The sequence below is a fragment of the Novosphingobium sp. Chol11 genome (genome assembly GCF_945870625.1).
GTDB lineage: Bacteria > Pseudomonadota > Alphaproteobacteria > Sphingomonadales > Sphingomonadaceae > Novosphingobium.
In genome coordinates this window covers 1-20,898 of sequence record NZ_CAMBTS010000045.1, presented here as the reverse complement: position 1 = coordinate 20,898, position 20,898 = coordinate 1, and the positions used below count along the sequence as shown (strand labels likewise).

The 20,898-nt window shown below is 64.1% G+C and carries 14 protein-coding genes; 4 read left to right on the top strand and 10 right to left on the bottom strand.

The genetic code is table 11. The features are described from left to right. Both Q0O40_RS09160 and Q0O40_RS09155 read right to left on the bottom strand, forming a co-directional pair. On the bottom strand, window positions 1–209 hold a 209-nt coding region (locus Q0O40_RS09160), incomplete at its 3' end, for a type II toxin-antitoxin system RelE/ParE family toxin (protein ID WP_295528897.1). Then, entirely contained in the window at window positions 193–420 is a 228-nt protein-coding gene (locus Q0O40_RS09155; protein WP_295528895.1) for a CopG family transcriptional regulator, read from the bottom strand. The genes Q0O40_RS09160 and Q0O40_RS09155, both read right to left, overlap by 17 nt. 463 nt (window positions 421–883) lie before the next feature. Between Q0O40_RS09155 and Q0O40_RS09150 the strand changes: the two genes are divergently transcribed. After that, complete coding sequence (locus tag Q0O40_RS09150) at window positions 884–1,375, top strand: CHAP domain-containing protein (protein ID WP_295528893.1); 492 nt, start codon at window positions 884–886, stop codon at window positions 1,373–1,375. Here the strand turns inward: Q0O40_RS09150 and Q0O40_RS09145 are convergent. The 7 genes from Q0O40_RS09145 to Q0O40_RS09115 form a co-directional block, all read right to left on the bottom strand. Further along, the gene (locus tag Q0O40_RS09145; protein ID WP_295528891.1) at window positions 1,372–3,663 is read right to left on the bottom strand and encodes an EAL domain-containing protein; all 2,292 of its coding nucleotides are present in this window, start codon (window positions 3,661–3,663) and stop codon (window positions 1,372–1,374) included. The two genes, Q0O40_RS09150 and Q0O40_RS09145, sit on opposite strands and share 4 nt — an antisense overlap. Window positions 3,664–3,802: 139 nt before the next feature. Beyond that, window positions 3,803–5,074 (bottom strand): glycosyltransferase, encoded by a 1,272-nt coding sequence (locus tag Q0O40_RS09140; RefSeq protein WP_295528889.1) that lies wholly within the window; start codon window positions 5,072–5,074, stop codon window positions 3,803–3,805. Between the two features lie 80 nt (window positions 5,075–5,154). After that, on the bottom strand, window positions 5,155–9,315 hold the full coding sequence (locus Q0O40_RS09135; protein ID WP_295528887.1) for a translocation/assembly module TamB domain-containing protein: 4,161 nt from the start codon (window positions 9,313–9,315) through the stop codon (window positions 5,155–5,157). Continuing rightward, window positions 9,315–11,615: an autotransporter assembly complex family protein gene (locus Q0O40_RS09130; protein WP_295528885.1), complete on the bottom strand. Its 2,301-nt coding sequence runs from the start codon at window positions 11,613–11,615 to the stop codon at window positions 9,315–9,317. The genes Q0O40_RS09135 and Q0O40_RS09130 overlap by 1 nt, the downstream gene beginning before the upstream one ends. Continuing rightward, window positions 11,575–12,426, bottom strand: a complete 852-nt coding sequence (locus Q0O40_RS09125) for an arginyltransferase (RefSeq protein ID WP_295528883.1) — start codon at window positions 12,424–12,426, stop codon at window positions 11,575–11,577. The genes Q0O40_RS09130 and Q0O40_RS09125 overlap by 41 nt, the downstream gene beginning before the upstream one ends. Window positions 12,427–12,602: 176 nt before the next feature. Next, complete coding sequence (locus Q0O40_RS09120; RefSeq protein ID WP_295528881.1) at window positions 12,603–13,877, bottom strand: threonine ammonia-lyase; 1,275 nt, start codon at window positions 13,875–13,877, stop codon at window positions 12,603–12,605. A 39-nt stretch (window positions 13,878–13,916) separates the two neighbouring features. Then, complete coding sequence (locus Q0O40_RS09115; RefSeq protein ID WP_295528879.1) at window positions 13,917–14,285, bottom strand: hypothetical protein; 369 nt, start codon at window positions 14,283–14,285, stop codon at window positions 13,917–13,919. A 107-nt stretch (window positions 14,286–14,392) separates the two neighbouring features. On the opposite strand from Q0O40_RS09115, the gene Q0O40_RS09110 reads away from it, so the two are divergent. Then, on the top strand, window positions 14,393–15,289 hold the full coding sequence (locus Q0O40_RS09110) for an NAD(P)-dependent oxidoreductase (protein WP_295528877.1): 897 nt from the start codon (window positions 14,393–14,395) through the stop codon (window positions 15,287–15,289). Further along, entirely contained in the window at window positions 15,286–16,986 is a 1,701-nt protein-coding gene (locus tag Q0O40_RS09105; protein ID WP_295528875.1) for an amidohydrolase, read from the top strand. The genes Q0O40_RS09110 and Q0O40_RS09105 overlap by 4 nt, the downstream gene beginning before the upstream one ends. Before the next feature lie 252 nt (window positions 16,987–17,238). Here Q0O40_RS09105 and Q0O40_RS09100 read toward each other — a convergent pair whose 3' ends face one another. Beyond that, window positions 17,239–17,466: a hypothetical protein gene (locus Q0O40_RS09100; RefSeq protein WP_295528873.1), complete on the bottom strand. Its 228-nt coding sequence runs from the start codon at window positions 17,464–17,466 to the stop codon at window positions 17,239–17,241. Window positions 17,467–17,927: 461 nt separating this feature from the next. Here Q0O40_RS09100 and Q0O40_RS09095 point away from each other — a divergent pair, with 461 nt between their 5' ends. Next, window positions 17,928–20,846 carry a filamentous hemagglutinin N-terminal domain-containing protein gene (locus Q0O40_RS09095; RefSeq protein WP_295528871.1) on the top strand — a complete coding sequence of 973 codons (2,919 nt, stop codon included), beginning with the start codon at window positions 17,928–17,930 and terminating at the stop codon, window positions 20,844–20,846. Window positions 20,847–20,898: the final 52 nt, after the last annotated feature.

Below are 20,898 nucleotides of genomic sequence, written 5' to 3'. Positions count from 1 at the left end.
TCGATGTCGGCGATGATCCGCCAGTCGCCGACGCGGTATTTCCAGAAATCGCCCAGTTCCTTGCCGCGCAGCGCCTCGCCGATGCTGCGCGGGTCTTCGAGAGGGGCAATGCGATCACGCAGGAAGGTCAGGATGCGCGCGGCGATCTGGGGACCCAGTTTGCGGAGCTGCTTGGCGGCGCTGTCGGCGAGCTCAATCCGCCAGGCCATAGTCTGCCAAGAGTTCGCTCAAGGGCACGCGTGCCTCTGCCCCGGCGCGCACGCGCGCAAGCACTTCGGCGGACAAATGTGCATCCTCCAGATCGTCGATATGCTCGACGATAGCTTCGACCGCGTAAAACGTCTTTGAGCGCCCCGTAAGCGCAGACAACGCGGCCAAGCGGCTTTCAACATCAGCGGGCAAACGGAGCGAGATTGGCATGCGCCCTCAATATCACTGCGATACATGTAGTGCAAGCCCGCCAGCATGCACCATTTTCCTACATCCCCCCGATCTGGCATAGCAAGCGCAGGCCTCGCGGCCGTGCTCTTTGCCATCGTCGAACCGAAGCCAGCCAATGCAGGCGATGCAGTGTCACCTGTCCGCTAAATCAATTTTTTCATGATATATTTCAGAACTTTACTTGCAGAAACAAAAGTTGACACAGTGTCAACTCTGTCAACTTTCTTGCAAGGTGGCGCGCCCCGAATCCCGGGATGCAAGGGGGACACCCCTTGCCCGCCGGAGGCAAACCGCCAACCAGCCACAGCCGACGCCTCAAACCCGCCCCGCCGTGATGTGTTCCACAGCCCCGCGCAAAATCGGGATGGACGGTGATTGCCGCAGGATGAACGGAGGGCGGGCGGACTCCCCTAACCTTCGGAAATCCTTAGAGATGCTGCACATGCTCAGAAACATTGTCGCAGCCTTCTTCGCTCTCCTTTCCATCGCCACACTTCCCGCACAAGCTCACGCCCGGCTCCAGTGTGTTGCTTATGCCCGCCAGATTTCCGCCATCCAGATCAGCGGCAACGCGCGCGATTGGTGGGGCCATGCTGAAGGTACGTATAGCCGGGGCCATCGCCCCGAGGCGGGCGCGGTGCTAGCGTTTCGCGGCACCCGTGCGATGCCCTATGGCCATGTAGCGGTGGTCAGCAAAGTGATCGATGCGCGGCACTTGCTGATCAACCATGCCAATTGGTCGCGGCCCGGCATGGTCGAGCGCGGGGTGATGGCGGTCGATGTTTCGGATGCGGGCGATTGGAGCGAAGTGCGGGTGTGGTATGCGCGCTCCGGCTCGCTGGGCCTGCGCTCCTCGCCCGCTTTTGGCTTTATCTATCCCGCGCAGCAGACCGTGACGGCGCAAATCGCGCTCAATGACCGAGCGGCAGGCTAACCCGCGAGCTTGAGCCTGGGAGCTTCTTCGCGCTGCCCGAGCAACGCGCGCGCTTCTTCGGCGGGCATCGGTTTCCAGAACAGGTAGCCTTGTGCCATATCGCAGCCTGCGGTTTGCACCAGCAGGCGCTGGATCTCGGTCTCGACCCCTTCCGCGACCACCTTCATGCGCAGATTGCGCCCCAGCGAGACTATCGAGCTGAGGATCGAGCGGGCATCGCCATCGCCCTCGATGTTCTGGACGAACGAGCGATCGATCTTGATCCGGTCGAACTGGAACAAGCGCAGATAGGCGAGCGAGGAATAGCCGGTGCCAAAATCATCGAGCGCGATGCGAAAGCCCATCTGGCCCAGCGCACGCAGCACGCCGACGACGTGCGCGCTGCGATCGAGCATCACGCCTTCGGTAATCTCCAGCACGACGCGGCGCGGGTCCATTCCCGTCTCGGAGATCAGGCCTGCCATCGTCGCGACGAAATCGGCGGCCATGATCTGCACCGGCGAGAGGTTCACCGAAATGTCGCAATCGGGCCAGTTTCGGCATTCGTTGAAGACATGGCGGAGCATCCAGTTGCCCAGCGGCACCATCAATCCGCCGCGTTCGGCAATCGGCACGAACAGATCGGGGCGGATCTGGCCGCGATCGCGGTGGCCCCAGCGCAGCAACGCCTCGAAGCCCCGCACCGCGCCGCTTTCGATGGCGACAATGGGCTGATAGGCGACCGAGAGTTCATCCTTGCTGATGGCGCGGCGCAGCTCGGTTTCCATCTCGCCGCGCAGCTTGGCGCTGGCGTCCATATCGTGCGTGAAGCGGCGGTAGCGCGACCGGCCGCGCTGCTTGGCGCGGTACATCGCAATATCGGCGCGGCGCAGCAATTCTGCGGGATCTTCGCTTTGTTCAGGGCCCCAGCTGATCCCGCAGCTGCAGGTCACATCCAGCGTCGTGCCCGAGATGACAAACGGCTCGCGCATCAGCGCCATGATTTCCGCGCCCAGCGCGTCGGCGCTTTCTGCGCCGCCAGGTGCGCAGCGCAGCAGCACGAATTCATCACCGCCAAAGCGCGAGACGAAATCCTGGGGCGGCAGGTTTCGGCGCAGCCGCGCGGCGACCTGACGCACGAGCTCGTCGCCAATCTGGTGCCCCAGCGTGTCGTTGATCACCTTGAAGCTGTCGAGATCGATATAGGCGACGAACAGATTGCCCTGCAAAGTGCCCGCAATGCTGGCGGCGAGCTGCGTGCGCAGCCGCTGCATGTAGTATCCGCGGTTGGGCAAGCCCGACATCGCATCGTGCATGGAATTGTGCTGCGCCTGCGCTTCGCTCGCTTGCAGTTCCTGCGTGGTCTGGCGCAGCCGCCGCACGATCTTCATGGCACCTGCAAAAAGACCCAGAAAGAACAAGAGATAGACCACGAGCAAAGGCGCAGTGCGCCGCACGATTGTTGGCCCGGGCGTTTTGGCGTTCCATTCGATCCAGCCAAGCCGCTCGCCGAACACATTGTCGACCGGCACCTGGTTCAGATTTTCCGCAAGCGGCGGCGCAGTTTTGAACATTACGCCGGGCAGGATCAGATCGCGCCCCATCTGCGCCATCCAGCCAGTGTCGAAATAGCGCAGCGAGGCAACAAAATTGGGTTTGCGCTTCAGCAGAGAGAATTCATGATCGGGAATGATCGAAAGCACCGTGAGAAAAGCCGGGCGGCCCCGATAGAGCACGGACATCCCGGCCCAGGTGCTCAGCGGGCGTCCGGCACTGTCGAAGGGCCACTGGGCATCTGCCAGACGGCGCATCTGGACAGCGGCGTCATCGGCAGAGAGCAAGGGTTGTGCCCGGCTGATCAGGCCCTCGACTTGCCAGCGAAGTTCCTGATATCCAGCTGCATTCGACGGTTCGCCATTGACGAAGCTGCGCATCAAGGTGCCGTCCGGGCGGACGAGAAAGACAGCGTCCGCCTTGAAGCGGTTCCAGAAGAATTGGCCGATGAACGTATCCTGCCAAACCGGATCATTGCCGATGCTGGCGCGGCGCGTCGCATCATCCCACGTCGTTTGAACCGCCTGAGCGGTGGCAATCGATGCCGCCGCACGATCCATATAGCGCGCGACCAGCAGCCGCTCATCCTCGCGCGCCAGATCGTCGGCAACGCGGGTCGATTGGGTAAACACGAAAACGAGCGCAAGCGAGAGAGCCACAAGCGCTGCCAGCGTGCCAAAGGCCAGCCAACCGGGCCGCGGGGCAATCGCCCGTCCATCCCCGCCTTTGCGGAATGCCTTGATCGCGAGCTTCATGCACCACGGGATAACCCGATCATCACCAACAAAGCGTTACCGCGCGTTAGGGGTTTGGCTCCCAGATCCCGCCAATTCGGTGAGATTGCGGCACTTTTGCAAGGATATGCCTGAACGTGCCACCAGCGCCCGAACCCGGTCAGCTCCAGCCCGCACCGAGCCCGCGCGGGCTGGTTGGAACGGGCACCCCGGGACGGCGGCCAAACCAACCCGCCGCCTGTCGGCGCGCCTCGGCCGCCGCAAAGGCGCGCGGATAAATCGTGCCAAACAAGCGCTCGAACGTGGCCTGCCAGCCGAACCGTTCGACCACATGCGCGCGAGCTCTGGCACCCATCGCATCATGGTCTTGCCGCCAGACTTGCTCCACCGCGCGCGCCATCGCTGCAACATCATCAAGTTCGACCAGAATGCCCAGCGGTTCGAGCACCCGCTGGACCATCGCGCCAGCAGCAAAACCCACGACCGGGAGGCCGCAGGCCTGAGCCTCCAGCACCGAGAGCCCGAACGTCTCATCGGCCATCGCCGAGACATAGATATCGCTCGACGCCAGCAGACGCGCCAGCTCCTTGCGGTCGGAAATGTAGCCGGGAAAGGCCACGGCAAGGCCTTCGGCCAGTGCCTGCTCCTCAAGGCTGGCGCGCAGTTTCCCGTCGCCGATCAACAGCAGCGCGGCATCCAGATCGCGCGGCAATTCCCGGAACATCGCCAGCAGCCGGTCAGCCCGCTTTTCGTTATCGAGCCGCCCCGCATAGGCGAGCAAGGGGCCGGTTTGCGCCAGGCCCAGTTGCTGGCGGATGTCAGGATCGCGGCGTTCGGGGCGGAAGGTTTCAGCATCGACGCCGAGCGCCAGCACATCAACGTGATCGATCCGGTAACTCGCCAGCAGATCGCGCATGTCTTCGCCCAGCGTATAAATGCGGTCAAACTCGCTGTAAGTGATCTCGGCATAGCCCGTGACCAGGCGGCGGAGCGCACGGGCGAGGAAATGCCCGAACAGTTCCGATCCGACCCGGTAGACATGCGTGTTGGGAAAATCGGTGTGATAACCGGCGACCAGCGCTGTCTCTGGGAAAGCGCGGCGATAATTGATCGCGGTCCACGGCAAGACCCATGGGCACTGCGATTCGATCATGTCCGGGTGATAGAGCTCCAGCACTTCACGCACCGCGCGCGTGCGCAGGATGAACCGGTAATTGGGGCTGCCGCGCACCGGCTGCGCGCCGATCTCGACCCAGATGTGGCGGCCGTTCTCGACAATCCGGTCTTCCGGCCCGGGCACAATCTGCAACAAGCGGTGATCGGTATGTTGCAAAACGTAATCGCGCTTTTCGCGCAAGTACGTGCCGATGCCGCCCCCGCCCTGCGGCGCATAGCTTTGCGTGAGATCACAAAAGAGTTTCGCTTCGCTCACTTGGGGATGGTTCCGATCCGTGACGCGCGGTCTTCGAAGGAGGACGCGCAGAGTGCGTTATTCAGCGCGGGGGGGCGCGGTCAATAGTCCTTGCTCGCCTTGAGGTTGATTGAATTGCCGCCGATGGTCGAAATTGCGCCGAGCAAGGCCAGCCAGCGCGTGATGCGAAACTCGGCCGAGCTCGCGTTATAGCCGCGCCCATCGGTGATCAGTTCGACAAACACTCGCCGCCCGAAGTACTTGCCCACGGCCACAGCAGTGCTGCGCCCGAGCGCAGGATCGGCGCTGACGATGCGCAGCCGGTCGAGCCCGATCGCGCCGCGCAACCGGTTGATCGGATCAAGCCCGCCGCCGCCGCGCAAACTGGCCAGCGCGGCCGCCAGCTGAACCGCTTCGGGCGCGGAAATCTGGGTGATCGAGCTGCCGAACAGCAAGCGGCTGAGCAATTCTTCTTCGGGCAAGGCCGGGACCAAGGAGAAGGTGATCGATGGCTTTGCGCCCGTTCCGCTGATGGCGATCTTGGCGCTGACCCCGTTAGCATCGCCCTGCGCCAGGATATCGAGCAGCGGATCGACGGGCACTTCGCCGACAAACCGGATGCGCCCGCGCGTCAGATCAAACCGCTTGCCGGCAAATTCATAGCCGCCGCGCACCAGATCGGCACCGCCGAATATCTGGGGAGCGCTGACGTCGCCGCGCAGACGCAGATCAGCGCCCCATTCACTGTCCAGCCCAAGCCCGTGCACGTCGATGCGGCCCTTGCCAGCGGCATCGATCAGGTAGCGCCACGGCAGTGCGCGCACGCGGGCCGGCGCAGCATCAGCGCGCGCATTGATTTCGCGCGTCGCCAGCAACGGCACGTCCAAGGCCGTTGCGGCCCGGCCGAGCGACCAGCGCGCCTTGTCGATTTGCACGCGCCCGGCAATCGTCCCGGTCGCGCCGTCGCTGATCAGGCGCAACGGCCCTGTGACGGTCGCGCCCATTTCGACCCGGTTGACCAATTCCGCATTCGAGGCGGCAATGCGCAGATCCAGCGCCGCGCCCTTGGTGGCGAGATTTGAAAGATCGATGGTGCCACTGCCGGAAACTTTGCCGCCATTGGGCGTGGCTCCAGAGAAGCTGGCCAGCGACAGGCGCGAATCCCGGAAACTGCCGCCAGCTTCGATGCCGCGAATATCCGTTCCCGTGAGCGACGATTGCACGCGCAAGTTCTTCGACGCAACCGCACCGGTCAGCACCGGATTGTCGATCGTGCCGACAACATCGACCGCAAGGCCGATCGGCCCGGTAAGATCGAGCACACTCACCGACAACAGCCGCCACAATGCATCGGCAGGCCCGCCGTAGCGCACTTGCGCGCGCAGTTGCCCGGCGCGCAGCCGGTCCATGATGATGTCTCCGCGCGGCAGCTGCGAGATCCGCGCCTGCAGCCGCCCGCGCACAACGCCCGCATCCTTGGCCACCGCGCGCATTTGCAGCGCCGATGCGTCAAGCCCGCCGACCAGCGCCAGATCGAGCGGCCGCGAAGAGAGCAGCAGCCCCGCGCGGGTAAGCCCCTTGATCTGCAATGCGGCATGCGCGGCAGGAACACCGGTATGATCGTTGCGATAATCGATCAGGCCCGAAACGATCCCGCCCAGGCCCAGATCGGGCAGCACGATATCCAGCACCGACAGCGGCATCTGCGAGACTTGCAGGTTCAGCGCGGTTGGCCCGCCCAACACGATGCCCGAGGCGATGATCACGCCGCGGCCAAAATCGACCTGGGTGGGTTGAAGCCGCCAGCCTCCGGGCTCATGATCGAGCACCGCGCGGCGCGGCATGGCGATGCTGCGCCCGCCATAGTTGCCAGCGACATAGGCAATCACCTTGTCCGGTTGAAACGCGGCAGTGCCTTGCAGAGCGAAATTGGTGCCGCGCCGCCCAGTGAGCGAGGCGGTGACACTGCCCGAGCCGTTCACCAGCACCGCATCGCTGGCAAACCGGCCGATAAACAACTTGCCGCTGCTGATGCCTTCGGCCTTGAGCGAACCCTGCACGGTGGAATTGCCTTTGGCGAAGAGAGCATCAAGTTCGAGCTTGGCCACGCCAATGCGGATCGGGTTGGCGCCGCCGAACTCCGCCTGACGCGCCGTCAATTGCGCGGCGACGCCTTGGCCATTATCGCGCGGGGAGAGGTCGACGGCGCCCTTGATGCCGCCGCCGGTGATCGCCAGAGTTCCGGTTGCACCCGCTGAGGCCAGATCGAGGCCGCCCGTGATCTCAGTTTCATACACTTTGAACTGGCGGACATCGAGCCGGGTCGGTCCGCGCGGCACAGACCGCAGCCCGATGATCCCGGCAAAGGGGCCAAGGCGCGAATCGCCCCGGGTCTGGATACGATAGCCATCCTGCTCGGGGCTGAGCGCGACATGCACATCGCGCACGCTCGCCGCCGGCAGTGGGTCTGCAAACACCAGATCGGCATTCGGCCCGGACTTGGTGATGGCGGCATTGATCGTGAAAGGCCCGACATCAGCCTGCTGCCCCTTGCCCGTTAGCGTGCCTTGGCCATCGCGGCCCATCCGGCTGCTGAGCGCGAGCGAGAGCTTGGCCGAATTGAGCGTGGCCGCGTCGATCTGGATCGGGCCGGATTGCGCCAGCCGCACGCTGCCGGCAAAGCGCACGTTGCCGCCGCTCAGCGAAGCAAATGTGGCATTGTCGATGCGCGCAGTCGTGCCCGCCAGGTTTGCCTTGAGCAGCCATGACAGCCCCCGTCCCCCCGTGAACAGGATCTTGGCGCGCGCATCAACGAGGCCTGCACCGGGCACAGCAATCCCCTGCGCTGCCATTGGCCCTGCTAGAGCAAAGCCGCCGCGCCGCAGATCACCGCGCAGGACGAGCTGCGCAGAGAGCCCGCGTGCTGCCACGACCAGCCCGTCCGAGCTGAGAGCATCGCCCTCCAGCTGTAAGGTTCCCGCCAGCCGCGCCCCATCTAGGCGCGGATCGACCTGGGCATTCCCCGTACGCAGCCGCGCCGCGCTGAGCGCCAGCGGCAATGTCAGCCGTTTGCCTGCCCAGCGCGCGGTGCCCCGGGTGATGATGTCCTGCGCGGCGACGGTGCCGCTGCGCAGGCCCTGAATGCGCAGGACATGCGGGATCGAGAGATCGGCGAATTGGCCATCGAGCGCGGCCTCCAGCGAAACGCCGGTAAGCTCGGGCGAGGCGATGATGAGGCGAGGCTGGGTCAACTTGGCTGTGAGCTTGATGCGCTCGGCGCGGTTCGCGGTGAGATCAACAGCGCCCTCGCCCGCCATGCGAAACGCCGCGCCCTGCGCGATCAGCCGTCCGCTAAGCCGGGCACGATCAAACGCACCTGCATAACCGAACGATACCCGCTCCCCCAGCGCAGCGCGCGCGGCGCTTGGAGCAAGGTTGCCCGGCAAGACCTGACCAGTCACCCGGTACGCACCCGCCCTGTTTTCGATGAGAAAACCCGCAAGCCGCGCGCCGTCCTGCGAAGCCCAGCCCCAGCCGTGCCAATCGGAAAACAGACCTGCGCCCGCCACGCGCACGCGCACATCGCGCCGCACGCCGGAAAGGGCGGCCAGGAGACCATCCTTCGGCGCGTCGTAGCGCAGATCGAGATCGAAGCGGTCTTTCGCAGGCGCGCTATCCAGATGCAGCGCGATCCGGTCGCTCCCACCCAGCTTGCCGGTAAGATCGATCAGGGCGCGGCCTGCGCGGATCTGGGCGCAGGCGGCAACGTCGATGCGCCGCTTTGCCCCGGCAATCCCTTCGGCCACGGTCAACGATTCGATCCGCAGCCGATCTAGACGGATGTCGAAATCGGGCAGCAGCGGCGCATTGGGATCGATGATCTTGAGCACCGGCGCCCGCAGCAAGGTGGCGCGGCGCAGCGTCAGCGCACGAATATCGAGCACACCGCGCGCCCACGCCAGCGGCCGCCAATCCAGCGCTGTTTCAGGCACGGTGAGAAAGCGGCCCTGCGGATCGCTGAACGTGACCTCGCGCATGATCAGCGCGGTGAACAGCGACCCATCGATCCGCCCGACCCGGACACGCAGGCCCGACGCAGGCCGATAGGCCGCGATCTGTTCGGCCATCAGCCGGTGGCCCAGCGGCGAATCGAAGAGTACAAATGCGCCGCCCAGCAGCGCCGCCAGCGCGCCCAACAACAGGCCGATGCGCCTGCTCCAGCGCACCCACGCAGGCGCGCGGCGGGTCGCTGGCTCCGCCATCAGAACGCTTGTCCCAGCGCGACATAGACGCCGATGCGGCTGTCGCCCTTCGACGGATTGAGCGGCGTGCCCAGATCGATGCGGATCGGACCGAAGCTGGTTTCATAGCGCACACCGACGCCGACGCCGACCTTTACGCCTTTGAGCGTTGGCGTAGCGACCGGGCCGACCGTTCCGGCATCGACAAACGGCACGAGACTGACCAAGCCGCCCAGCAGCCCGGTTCTGATCCGCGCTTCCAGCGCAATTTCAGTAAGCGAGCGGCCGCCGCTCGGCGCGTTGTTGGCATCGCGCGGGCCGACCGCTTGATAGGCAAAGCCGCGCACCGAGGCGCTGCCCCCTGAATAGAGCCGCCGCGACGGCGCGATGCTGGCAGTTTCCGCGCCGGGAATCGAGCCCAGCCGAACCCTCCCGGCGAGCACGACCGCATCGCTCACCGCCTTGTAGCCGCTGGCATCAAGCTGGGTGCGGATATAGGTCGAGCGTGCGCCGTCCTGCGTCGAGTTTTCCGGCGATGCCCTAAGCGAGATGCGAAATCCGCGCTTGGGATCGAACAGATCGTCGCTGCCGTCATAAGCCGCGCGCAGCGGCAGCGCGCCAATGAAATAGGTGGCGCGCGCAGAGGCCGGGCTGGAGCTTTCGCGCTCGCTCGTGGCGAGCACTTCGATCCCGAAGGAATAAGTCCACGGCTTCTGGAAGATCAGCGTGGTCTGCTTTTCCAGCGTGACCAGCGCAGAGAGCGTGCGCGAGTTGAACGCGTCGGTTTGCCGAGTCTGGGCATAGAGATCGCCCGTCAGCGCCTGATCGCGGGCGCGGAAATTGCTTTTGCGAATGGTGAAACCAAGCAATTGCTCGCGCGTGCCGACCACAGCGCGAGCCCGCACCAAACCCTCGGGCGGGAAGAAATTGCGGTGCTCCCAGCTTGCCTCGACACGGATACCTTCACCGCTCGAAACACCGATCAGGCCAGCAATCGTGCGCTGCGGCGCTTTCACCATGGCGACGTCAAAATCGATCAGGCCGGGTTTGCCTGCTTCAGGTTTGGCCGCTTCGCGCGGCTCCAGCGTGACCGAGGAAACCAGGCCCGTTGCCAGAATCGCCTTGCGCAGATCATCGACCAGCGAGCGCTGATACGCCTCGCCCGGATCGAACCGAGCGATGCGCTGCAAGTGGCGTGAGGAGAGATAATCCGGCAATAGGCTGCGCACCACGCCGAAGGCATAAATGCCCCCGGTGGTGACTGGCACATCGAGATCGCCGGTGCGCGCGGCGTGATCGATCACCAGCGCCGGTTCGCCCACTTTGGCATAAGCATAGCCCGCCTTGCCCAGCGCCGCGTCCAACTTCGCGCGGCCCTCGATAATGCGATCGCTGTCAACCGGGTCCCCGTGTTTCAGCGCAAATGCCGCGCGCAATGCCGCGCCGTCGCGCGCTGCGTCGATATCGCCCAGCGCGATCATATCCAGAGAATAGCGCGGTCCGGGAACGACATCGAAACGCACGACCACTTTTTTGGGATCGAACGGCGCGGAGGCCCCTGCCCCTCTAGCTGTACCAGTCCCTACCTCTGTTCCTGCCCCGGCCGCGCCCGCCGTCAAGCTCTCCGCGCGGACCGCTGCGCCTTCTGGCCCGACAATGCTTTGCGCAATCTCGGCATCGTAATACCCAAAAAGGCGCATGATCTGGGTCAGCCGCGCCAGATCCTCGCGGCCGCGGCGGCTAAGCTGCGCGAGGTTGTCCTCTCCGCCGGGCAAAGCGCGTAAGCTCGAAAGCCCTGCAAAACGCGCCGCCACCGTATCGCGTTCGGTGAAGTCTGCGAGGCCCGGCGGAAAAGCCAATTGGACCTGCCGATTGACTCGCACGATGTCGGCGCCCGCTATCTGCGCAAATGCGGAATCGCCATCGGGTGCCGAAGCATCGAGCGCTGCGCTTGCTGTCTTGACCTGATCCTGAGCCAGATCAATGTCCGGATCGGGGGTCAACGGCGTGACTGCGGCAAGTTCGTTGCCGTCTGGCCAATCCATCGCGATTTCAGGAATCTGGGTGAGCGGCTTGGTCAGATCAGGCGACAGCAGCCCGGCAAGATCGGGCACGGTGACACCTGCCGCCGCCGTTTCCCGCGACCAGCCTTGAGGATTTTCCAGCGCGGCATCCGGGATCAACTCTTCGAGCGCTGGATCGGTGTCGCGCGATTGCCCGATAGCCGCGTTCAGCGGTGCCAGAATCAACGAAATCGGGGCCAGAACGCGCCCGAGCAGATCAAGCCGGGCGGTAATGCTGCTGCGATGCGGCAATGCCATCCTTGCCCATGTCATTGTTCCCGATCCGGGCTTCACGCGGGGCTCCGGCGGCGCGTTCGATGGCATTGGCTTGATCGTCTGGTGAGAAACGCTGCCATTCGCTGGGGCCCAATCTTTCCAGCGGACGATAGCGCACTTTATACTGCATTCGCGCCGAACCTTCGACCCAATAGCCGAGATAAACGTAATCCAGGCCAATGCGCGCTGCCTGGCGGATGTGATCGAGGATGATGAAGTTGCCAAGCCCGCTGCGCGTTTCGTGATGAGGATCGTAAAAGCTGTAGATCATCGAGAGCCCGTCGCCCTGCTGATCAGTCAGGCAGGCACCAACCAGCCGTCCCGGTGTTCCATCAGGGTTCGGCTCGCGATACTCGACCACAAGGCTTTTGACCGGCGAATGTTCCACCATGTCGGCAAAATCCATCTCGTCCATCGCCACCATCCCGCCGCCGGGATGCCGCACCGAGAGATAACGCTGCAGAAGTTCATACTGTTCGGGGGTGGACCAGGGCCGGCACGTGCTGACGATCAGATCGTCGTTGCGCTTCAAGTTCTTGCGCTGGGTTGCCGATGGTTCGAATTCGCTGGCCACAACCCGGACCGAAATGCACGCTGAACATTCCACACAGCTGGGCCGATAGGCAACCGTCTGGCTGCGGCGAAAGCCGATGCGGCCGAGCGCATCGTTCAGTTCGTCGGCATTGGGGCCCTTGAGTTCGGTGAACACTTTACGCTCATACCGGCCCGGCAGGTAAGGGCACGGCATCGGGCTGGTCACGAAAAAACGGGGAAAGCGGACGGGTGCGGTCACGGCAAGCTGGGGCTCCGTTCGCGCGGCCAGACTTTCCGGCAGCGCCAACGCAGACAATGCCTCACCTTCGGCTTTGGTGAAAGACCCTTAACCATCATTGAGGGACAAGATTTAAGGATTTTTCACAGAACCAGCCCCCTGTCCCGCGACGGAGCAGGAACAACCCGGCAGGTTAATCAGCCAAGCTCGACCTGGCTGACATCATACCCCTTGCTCCGCAGCCCGCCGAGCAGCAGATCAATCTGCTCGCGGTCGCGCGCCTCGCATTCGATATCGGTGATCAGCCCCTTGGCCGGCAGGTGCGTAAAGATGCGCTGATGATATATCTCGATGATATTGACCTGGTGCGCGTTGAACTCGTTCATCACCTTGAACAGCGCCCCCGGGCGATCCTGCAGCGTCAGCCGCAGCCGCGCCAGACGGCCCGAGCGCGCCAGATCGCGCAGCAGCACATTCGCCAACAGCCGGGTGTCGATATTGCCGCCGCACAGCACAATGCCGATCTTGCGCCCGGCAAAGCGCTTGCGGTGGGTCATCACCGCCGCAAGGCCCGCCGCGCCCGCGCCTTCGACCACGGTCTTCTCGATCTGCAGGATCACCGCCACCGCGGTCTCGAGCGCGGCTTCATTAACCAGCACGACATCATCGAGGATCCGCGCCAGCACCGCGGAAGTAAACGCGCCAGGCTCCTTCACCGCGATGCCTTCGGCCAGCGTATCGCCGCCGCAGGGCAGATCGAGCGATTTGAGCCGCGCATACATCGAGGGAAACAGCGTGGCCTGAACCCCCACCAGCCCGATCGATGGCTTCATCGCGCGCGCGGCAACACCCATCCCGGCCAGCAGGCCGCCGCCGCCGATCGGCACGACCAATGTGTCGATCTCGGGCACATCCTCCAGCATCTCAAGCGCGACGGTGCCTTGACCCGCCGCCACATTCGGATCATCGAAGGGATGCACGAATGTGAAGCCGAGCTCTGCCTCAAGCTTGCGCGCATGGGCATAGGCGTCGTCGTAAGTCTCGCCCTCCAGCACCACTTTGCCGCCGACGCTTTCGGTCTGCATGATCTTCACGGTCGGCGTGGTGCGAGGCATAACGATGGTAACTGGCATGCCCAGCCGCGTGCCGTGATACGATAGGCCTTGCGCATGATTGCCGGCCGATGCCGCGATCACACCCCTGGCCCGCTGCTCGTCTGTCAGCAGCAAGAGCGCATTGAGCGCGCCGCGCTCCTTGAACGCCGCCGTGAACTGAAGATTCTCAAACTTGAGCCAGATCTCCGCCCCGGTGATCTCGCTCAACGTCTTGCTGTAATGCGTGGGCGTGCGCACCACCTGGCCTGCGATCCGGGCGGCCGCGGCGCGCACATCATCCAGTGTGAGCAGCGGCGCGGCAGCGGATTGCGCCGAGGGAGACGGCGCGGCGGAAGACGAAGCGGTCGAGATATCCATCCGCTGCGCCCTAATCGAAAGACGCCGCCAAGGAAACCATCATGAGGCGGGCGATTCGCCGCGCGGCAAGCGCCACAGATGGAGCAGCACCAGCACCACCACAATCGCCACCGTGTCTGCGATCCAGTCGCGAATATCACAATCGCGGTGCAGCGCGGGGATCGACTGCGCGACCTCGACCAGCGCGCCCAAAAACGAAAGCCGCTCGCCGATCCGCACTTTGCTCATCTTTGGAAAAGCAAAGCACCCCACCAGCGCCATCGTGCCGAACGCCAACATGTGCTGTATCTTGTCGCCCAATTCCTTGAAGTGGGGCGGGTGCGGCAGCAACGCCAGCGTGACTGCGCCGATCACGCAGAGCCAGAAGACTGGCAAGGCGATCTTCGCAAGATTGGTGCGCCGCAGCATGATCTCACCCGTTAGACGGGCGCATCCGGCTGCACAAGTGCCATTTGCCCGGGCATGGTCGTATCAAGGGCTGGCACAAGGCAGCAAACTAGCTAGAACCGGGGCATATGACCGAACCTCTCAACGTCTCGTTCCTCGGCCTTGGCACGATGGGCGGCGCCATGGCCCGCCATCTGGGCGAAGTGGGCCACAAGCTCACCATCTATAACCGCACGCCAGCGCGCGCGGAGGCATGGCAGGCGGCCAATCCCGGCATTGCCGTGCGAGTCGCCGCTTCCCCTGCCGAAGCCGCCGAACGCGCCGACGCGGTGATCACGTGCGTGGGCAACGATGATGATCTGGCCGATGTCGTGCTGAGCCCGACCGGCGTGTTTGCGGGCATGAAGCGCGGCGCGGTGTTCATCGATCACACCACCGTCTCGGCGCGGATTGCTCGCCAGATCGCGGTCGAGGGGCGCGACAAGGAGTTGCTTTGCGTCGATGCGCCCGTCACCGGCGGGCAGTCGGGCGCGGAGGCGGGCACGCTTTCGATCATGTGCGGCGGCAGCGAGCAAGCGGTGGACGCCGCGCGCCCGGTGCTGGCCGCTTATGCCAAGCGCGTGGTTCATGTGGGCAAGCCGGGCGCGGGGCAAACCGCCAAGATGGCCAACCAGATGTGCCTTGCGGCCACCATCGCGGGCCTTTCCGAAGCGATCCGCTTTGCGCAGGCCGCGCGGCTCGATCTCGACAAAGTGTTCGAGGCGATCTCGGGCGGCGCAGCGCAATCGTGGCAGATGGACAACCGCTGGCATACCATGGCCGAAGATGAATTCGACTTCGGCTTTGCCATCGATTGGATGCGCAAGGATCTGGGCCTCGCGATTGACGAAGCGCGCAGGCTCGGCGCAAGTGTGCCGGTCAGCGCGCTGATCGATCAAATGTATGCCGATGTTCAGGCGCTCGGCGGCGGCCGCCAGGATACCAGCGCGCTGATCTGCCGCCTGCCGCGCAAAGGAAACCAATGATCCGACTTTCGCTTGCCGCCGCCGCGCTGCTCGCCGCCGCCGCGATTCCCGCCCGCGCCGATACGCTGGTAGACAACGTGCGCGGGCAAACCGTGGGCGAAGACGGCGAGGTGCAGACCTTCATCGCGCTGCTGTTTGATGATGCGGGCGTGATCAAATCGGTCGTGCGCGAAGGGCAGAAAAAGGCGAAGAAGGGGTTTCAATACCGCGTCGATGGCAAGGGCAATGTGATGCTGCCCGGCCTGATCGATGCGCATTTGCACGTCATGAGCGTCGGTTTTGGCGCGCTGACGCTCGATCTGCAGGAAACCAATTCGCTGGCCGAGGCGCTGGAGAAGATCGGCGCATATGCCAAAGCGCACCCGGATCGGCCCTGGCTGATCGGGCGCGGCTGGAATCAGGAGCGCTGGAAGCTCGGCCGTTTTCCCACTGCCGCCGAAATTGACGCCGTGGTGCCGGGCCGCCCGGTGCTGATGGAGCGGGTCGATGGCCATGCCAATTGGGCCAACAGCGCCGCCTTGAAAGCCGCAGGCGTCACCGCCGCGAGCACCGACCCGATAGGCGGCAAGATCGAACGCAATGCCGATGGCTCTCCGGCGGGCGTGCTGGTCGATACCGCGCAAGATTATGTCAACAAGGCCGTGCCCCCGCCCGGCACGCGCGATTACGACCTCGCCTTCGCCACCGCGCAGCGCCTGTTCTTCGAGCGCGGCCTCACCGCTGTTGCCGACATGGGTTCCTCGATGGCCGATTGGCAGACCTTCCGCCGCGCTGGCGATGCCAACCAGCTTTATGTGCGGATCATGGCCTATGCCTCGGGCGTGGACAATATGGTCGCCATCGGTGGTCCCGGGCCAAGCCCATGGCTCTATGCCGACCGGCTGCGCCTTAACGGTGTGAAGCTATATATGGACGGCGCGCTCGGCTCGCGCGGGGCATGGCTCAAAGCGCCCTATGCCGACGCCCCCAGCACCAGCGGCTTGCCGCAGCTGACCCAGACGCAGATCGGCAATTTGATGAGCCGCGCCGCGATGGACGGCTTTCAGGTCGCGGTGCACGCCATCGGCGATCAAGGCAACGCGGTGGTGCTCCACGCGATCGACGATCTGACCGCGACTTACAAAGGCGACCGGCGCTGGCGGATCGAGCATGCGCAAGTGGTCGAGCCTGCGGATTGGCCGCTGTTTGGCAAGATCGCGCAAAGCGGCGGCATCGTCGCCTCGATGCAGCCAGTGCACCAGACCTCGGACCGGCTGATGGCCGAAGCGCGGCTGGGGCCAAACCGGCTGGCCGGAGCCTATGCCTGGGCCTCGCTCAAGGCGACCGGGGCAACGCTTGCGCTAGGCTCGGACGCGCCGGTCGAACTGCCCGATCCATGGGCAGGCCTCGCCGCCGCGATCAGCCGCGAAGACGAAACCGGCGCGCCCCCGGGCGGCTGGCAGCCGCAGGAAAAAGTGAACCGCACCGCCGCGCTGGCCGGCTACACCTCCGCCGCCGCCTACGCCGGCTTCGCCGAAAAACGCTTCGGCCGCCTCGCCCCTGGCCAGCGCGCCGATTTCATCCTGGTCGATACCGACCCGATGACGGCAAGCCCCGCACAGATCCGCAAGACCAAAGTGCTGGAGACATGGGTCGGCGGGGGGAAGGTTTGGTCAGCGGTGGTGCCGGTTGTGGCTGAAGGAGCGGGGAAGCGATAGGTTTGGCGCTTACTTTTTTGCGATGCACCTCAGATCAGCGGCTGCTTCCGACCATACCCGGTAGCTCACATCGGCACCAGTAAACGTCGAGTCTAGCCGAAAGCGGTCGATTGCAGTGGGCTAAGCGGACGGTCGGGAATGCGCCCCAATTGTCGTCATTCTATGTGCCAAGCGGTGTCCCTAGTGCCTGCCATTCATTAAGGATCGTCGCCACGGCTCAATGAAAATCCGGAGTTGGGACATCCGTGCCCTTCAGAACTGGGGTGGAGCTGCGTAGGACAGCTGCTGAGTCGGTCGCAGCGTTGTCGCTAACCGAAACTGTGCCGCCAACGCGCGCTGCATCTCGAAAAATAAAAGCGTGGCGAGCGCTTTGCCGACATGCCGCGGCATGCCTTGACGCACCTCAAGCGCGTTGGTGACGCCGTCCTTTCCTCGCACGACAAAGCTGCTGCCGACGAGCGCCTTGACGTTGCGGCCCACGGTATGAGGCGGCAGGTCAAGCTGGGTGGTGAGATACGAACGCGTCGGTGGAGGCCTCCGCAGAGGCGTTTGCGCGAACAGGGAGGAAGCAGAATTTCAGGCCGTTGCGCGCGCAAGTGCGCGGTCCCAGTTCTATGGGCGCGCTGATCTTGCTGGCTTCCATAGTCCTGGCGAGCAGTCGTCCGCTAAATACCTAATCGACGGCGTTTGGCTCGCCGTGTTTGATCGCCGCGTTTAGGATGATCATCGCTTACAAGCACCGTTTGGTAGGCGGGCATTGGTGTTGGAAGTAGTTGTAATTAAGTAATTGATTATGAATAATAAATCCCTTGTGCTGAGGCCATATCTAGCTAATCAGCCCGTCCGCGCTCAGGCAACAGGTCGCGGCACGCCCTTGTTTCAGTCGAACAATTGTCGTTCCGCCCTTGAGGCGGCAGGTTCGGTTGTGGGGGCGATGTAGCATGACTGTCAGCGGTGAATTTCAGGCGTTCCGGGCTCTTGCGGCGGGGCTGCCGGTCAGGGGCTACAGGCGGGCTAAGCGCCATGCCGGGCAGGTATCGTTTCTCGCGTTGGCCATTCATGGCGGCGCGCTGGCGCAGAGCGCGCCGGTGCTGCCGACTGGCGGCCAGATCATTGCCGGCACGGCCAGCATCGCGCTTCCCTCGGCAAGCACGATGGTCGTCGGCCAGTCTTCGGCGCGGGCGGTCATCGACTGGCAAAGCTTTTCGATTGGCGCTGGCGGCCGTGTCGAATTCAACAACGGCAGCGGTGCCAAGCTTAACCGGGTGACAGGCGGCAACTCAACGTCGATCGCCGGGCAGCTCAATGCCACCGGCTCGGTTTACGTCATCAATCCGGCAGGCATTGTCGTCGATGGCAGCGGCAAGGTCGTCACCGGCGGCAGCTTCGTCGCCTCGACGCGCGATGTGACCAACGATGGCTTCATGGCCAGCGACCGCCAGAGCTTTCTCGGCACCGGCACTGGCACGGTTACCAACAGCGGCAGCATTACAACCGGCGGCGACGCCGTGCTGATCGGCCATTATGTTGCCAACGACGGGACAATGGCTGCCGGAGGCACAGCAGCGCTGGCCAGCGGCACGCATGTCGTAATGCAGGCTGCGGGCAGCGACGCCCGCATTTTTGTCGAAGGCAGTGCTGGGAACGTCACCAACAGCGGCACCATCAGCGCTGCTGCGGCGGAACTGCGCGCTGCGGGCGGCAACGTCTATGCGCTCGCGGGCTACACCGGCATCATTCGCGCCACCGGCTCGCAAAATCGTGGCGGCCGCGTCTGGCTTTCCGCAGAAACCGGTTCGGTATTCGCCGAGGGCAGCATCAAGGCGCAAGCTGGCACCGCAGGAGTCGGCAAAGTCGACATCTCTGCGAGTGGTCTTGTCGGCCTTGCTGGCAGCATCGACGCCATCGGCGCGGCCGGCGGCACCGTCAGCGTTTCGGCCGACCAGATCCTCAACCAGGCGGTCATCGATGTATCGGGCGCCAGCGGTGCCGGCGGTATCGCAGCCCTCGACTTTGGCAGCAGCTACATCGCCAACAGTGGCGCACTGATCCGCGCCAATGCGGCAGCGGGCACCGGCGGCACGGTTGCTGTCACCGGCACTGGCAATCTGTTCTCATCGGGCAGCATCGCGGCGATTGGCGCCAACGGCCATGGCGGCGACGTGCGGATGACTGCGGATGCGATGATGCTGATCGGCGCGCATATCGATGCCTCAGGCAGCAGCGCCGGCGGTTCGGTGCGCCTTGGCGGTGACGTGCGCGGCGGCGGCACCATGGCGCGCGCCGACCGGCTGACAGTCGACGACACCAGCACGGTAGCGGCCGATGCGACGCTGCGCGGCGATGGCGGCCTGGTGGTGCTGTGGTCGCAAAGCCGGACGCTGTTCGGCGGCACGATCAGCGCGCGCGGCCTCGGTACCGACTCCTTCGGCGGTGCGATCGAGGTCAGCGCGCATGACGGCCTCTTTTTTGCCGGCAAGGCCGATGCTGGCGCGACCAGCGGCAAGGCTGGCATGGTGCTGATCGATCCGCGCAACATCATCATCGCCAACGATTCACCAACGACGTTCAACAACAGCCTCGTCGATCCTTATCAGGGAGTGGCCGCGAACGGCTTTGGCACGTCGGTCACGGTGCTCGCCGCAGGTGCCGGGGCTGGCAACGTCGTCGTTACCGCGCCGAACACCACAGTCGGCGGCATCGTCAACGCGGGCGCGGTCTATCTATTCTCCTCAACCGGCGCGCTGCTTTCGCAGCTGGTCGGCGGTTCGGGCAGCGACGGTGTCGGAAAAGATGGTGTCACGGTCCTGACCAACGGCAACTATGTCGTTGGAAGCAGTCTCTGGGACAATGGCACTGCCAAAGACGCCGGCGCTTTGACCTGGGGCTCGGGCACGCAGGGCGTGAGCGGCGTGGTATCGACGAGCAACAGCCTCGTCGGCAGCAACTTGTATGATTACGTTGGAAGAAATGGCGTCACGACGCTGACCAACGGCAACTATGTCGTTACCAACTCAAATTGGAACTCGTTCCTTGGCGCAGTGACTTGGGGCTCTGGCACGATCGGGGTCAAGGGCGTGGTTTCGGCGAGCAACAGTCTCGTTGGCGGCCACCGCTATGATAGCATTGGAAACGGCGGCGTCACGGCATTGAGCAATGGCAACTATGTCGTTCGCAGTACCCTCTGGGACAATTTTACCTCCGGTGACGCCGGCGCCGTTACCTGGGGCTCGGGCACAAGGGGGATCAGCGGCTACGTGTCAGACAGCAACAGCCTCGTCGGCTTCGGGCGGGATGACACTGTTGGAAGCGGCGGCGTCACGGCGCTCAGCAACGGCAGCTATGTCGTTTCTAGCCCAAACTGGGCAAACCGCTCCGTTGCCAAAGCCGGCGCGGTGACCTGGAGCTCGGGCACTACTGCGGTGATCGGCGAGGTGTCGGCGAGCAACAGCCTCGTTGGCAGCACCGCCGGTGACATGATTGGAAGCGGTGGCGTAACGGTGCTGAGCAACGGCAACTATGTCGTTCGCAGCACTGTCTGGGACAATGGCATCGAGAAAGACGCCGGCGCCGTGACCTGGGGCTCGGGCACGACTGGCGTAAAGGGCGTGGTGTCATCGAGCAACAGCCTCGTTGGCAGCACCAGCTATGATTACATTGGAAACAATGGCGTTACGGCTCTGAGCAATGGTAATTACGTCGTTGCCAGTCCAAATTGGTATGGCTCCCGCGGCAGCACCGCCGGCGCAGTGACCTGGGGTTCGGGCACGACCGGGGTGAGCGGCGTGGTATCGGCGAGCAACAGCCTCGTGGGTGTTCCCCGTCAGCACCAATGGCACAGATTTGAGGTTGTGATTTAAGGAGTGTTGGGGCTTCGTCGTAGTGACGAAGGAACGAAGATGAAGTCCCAAC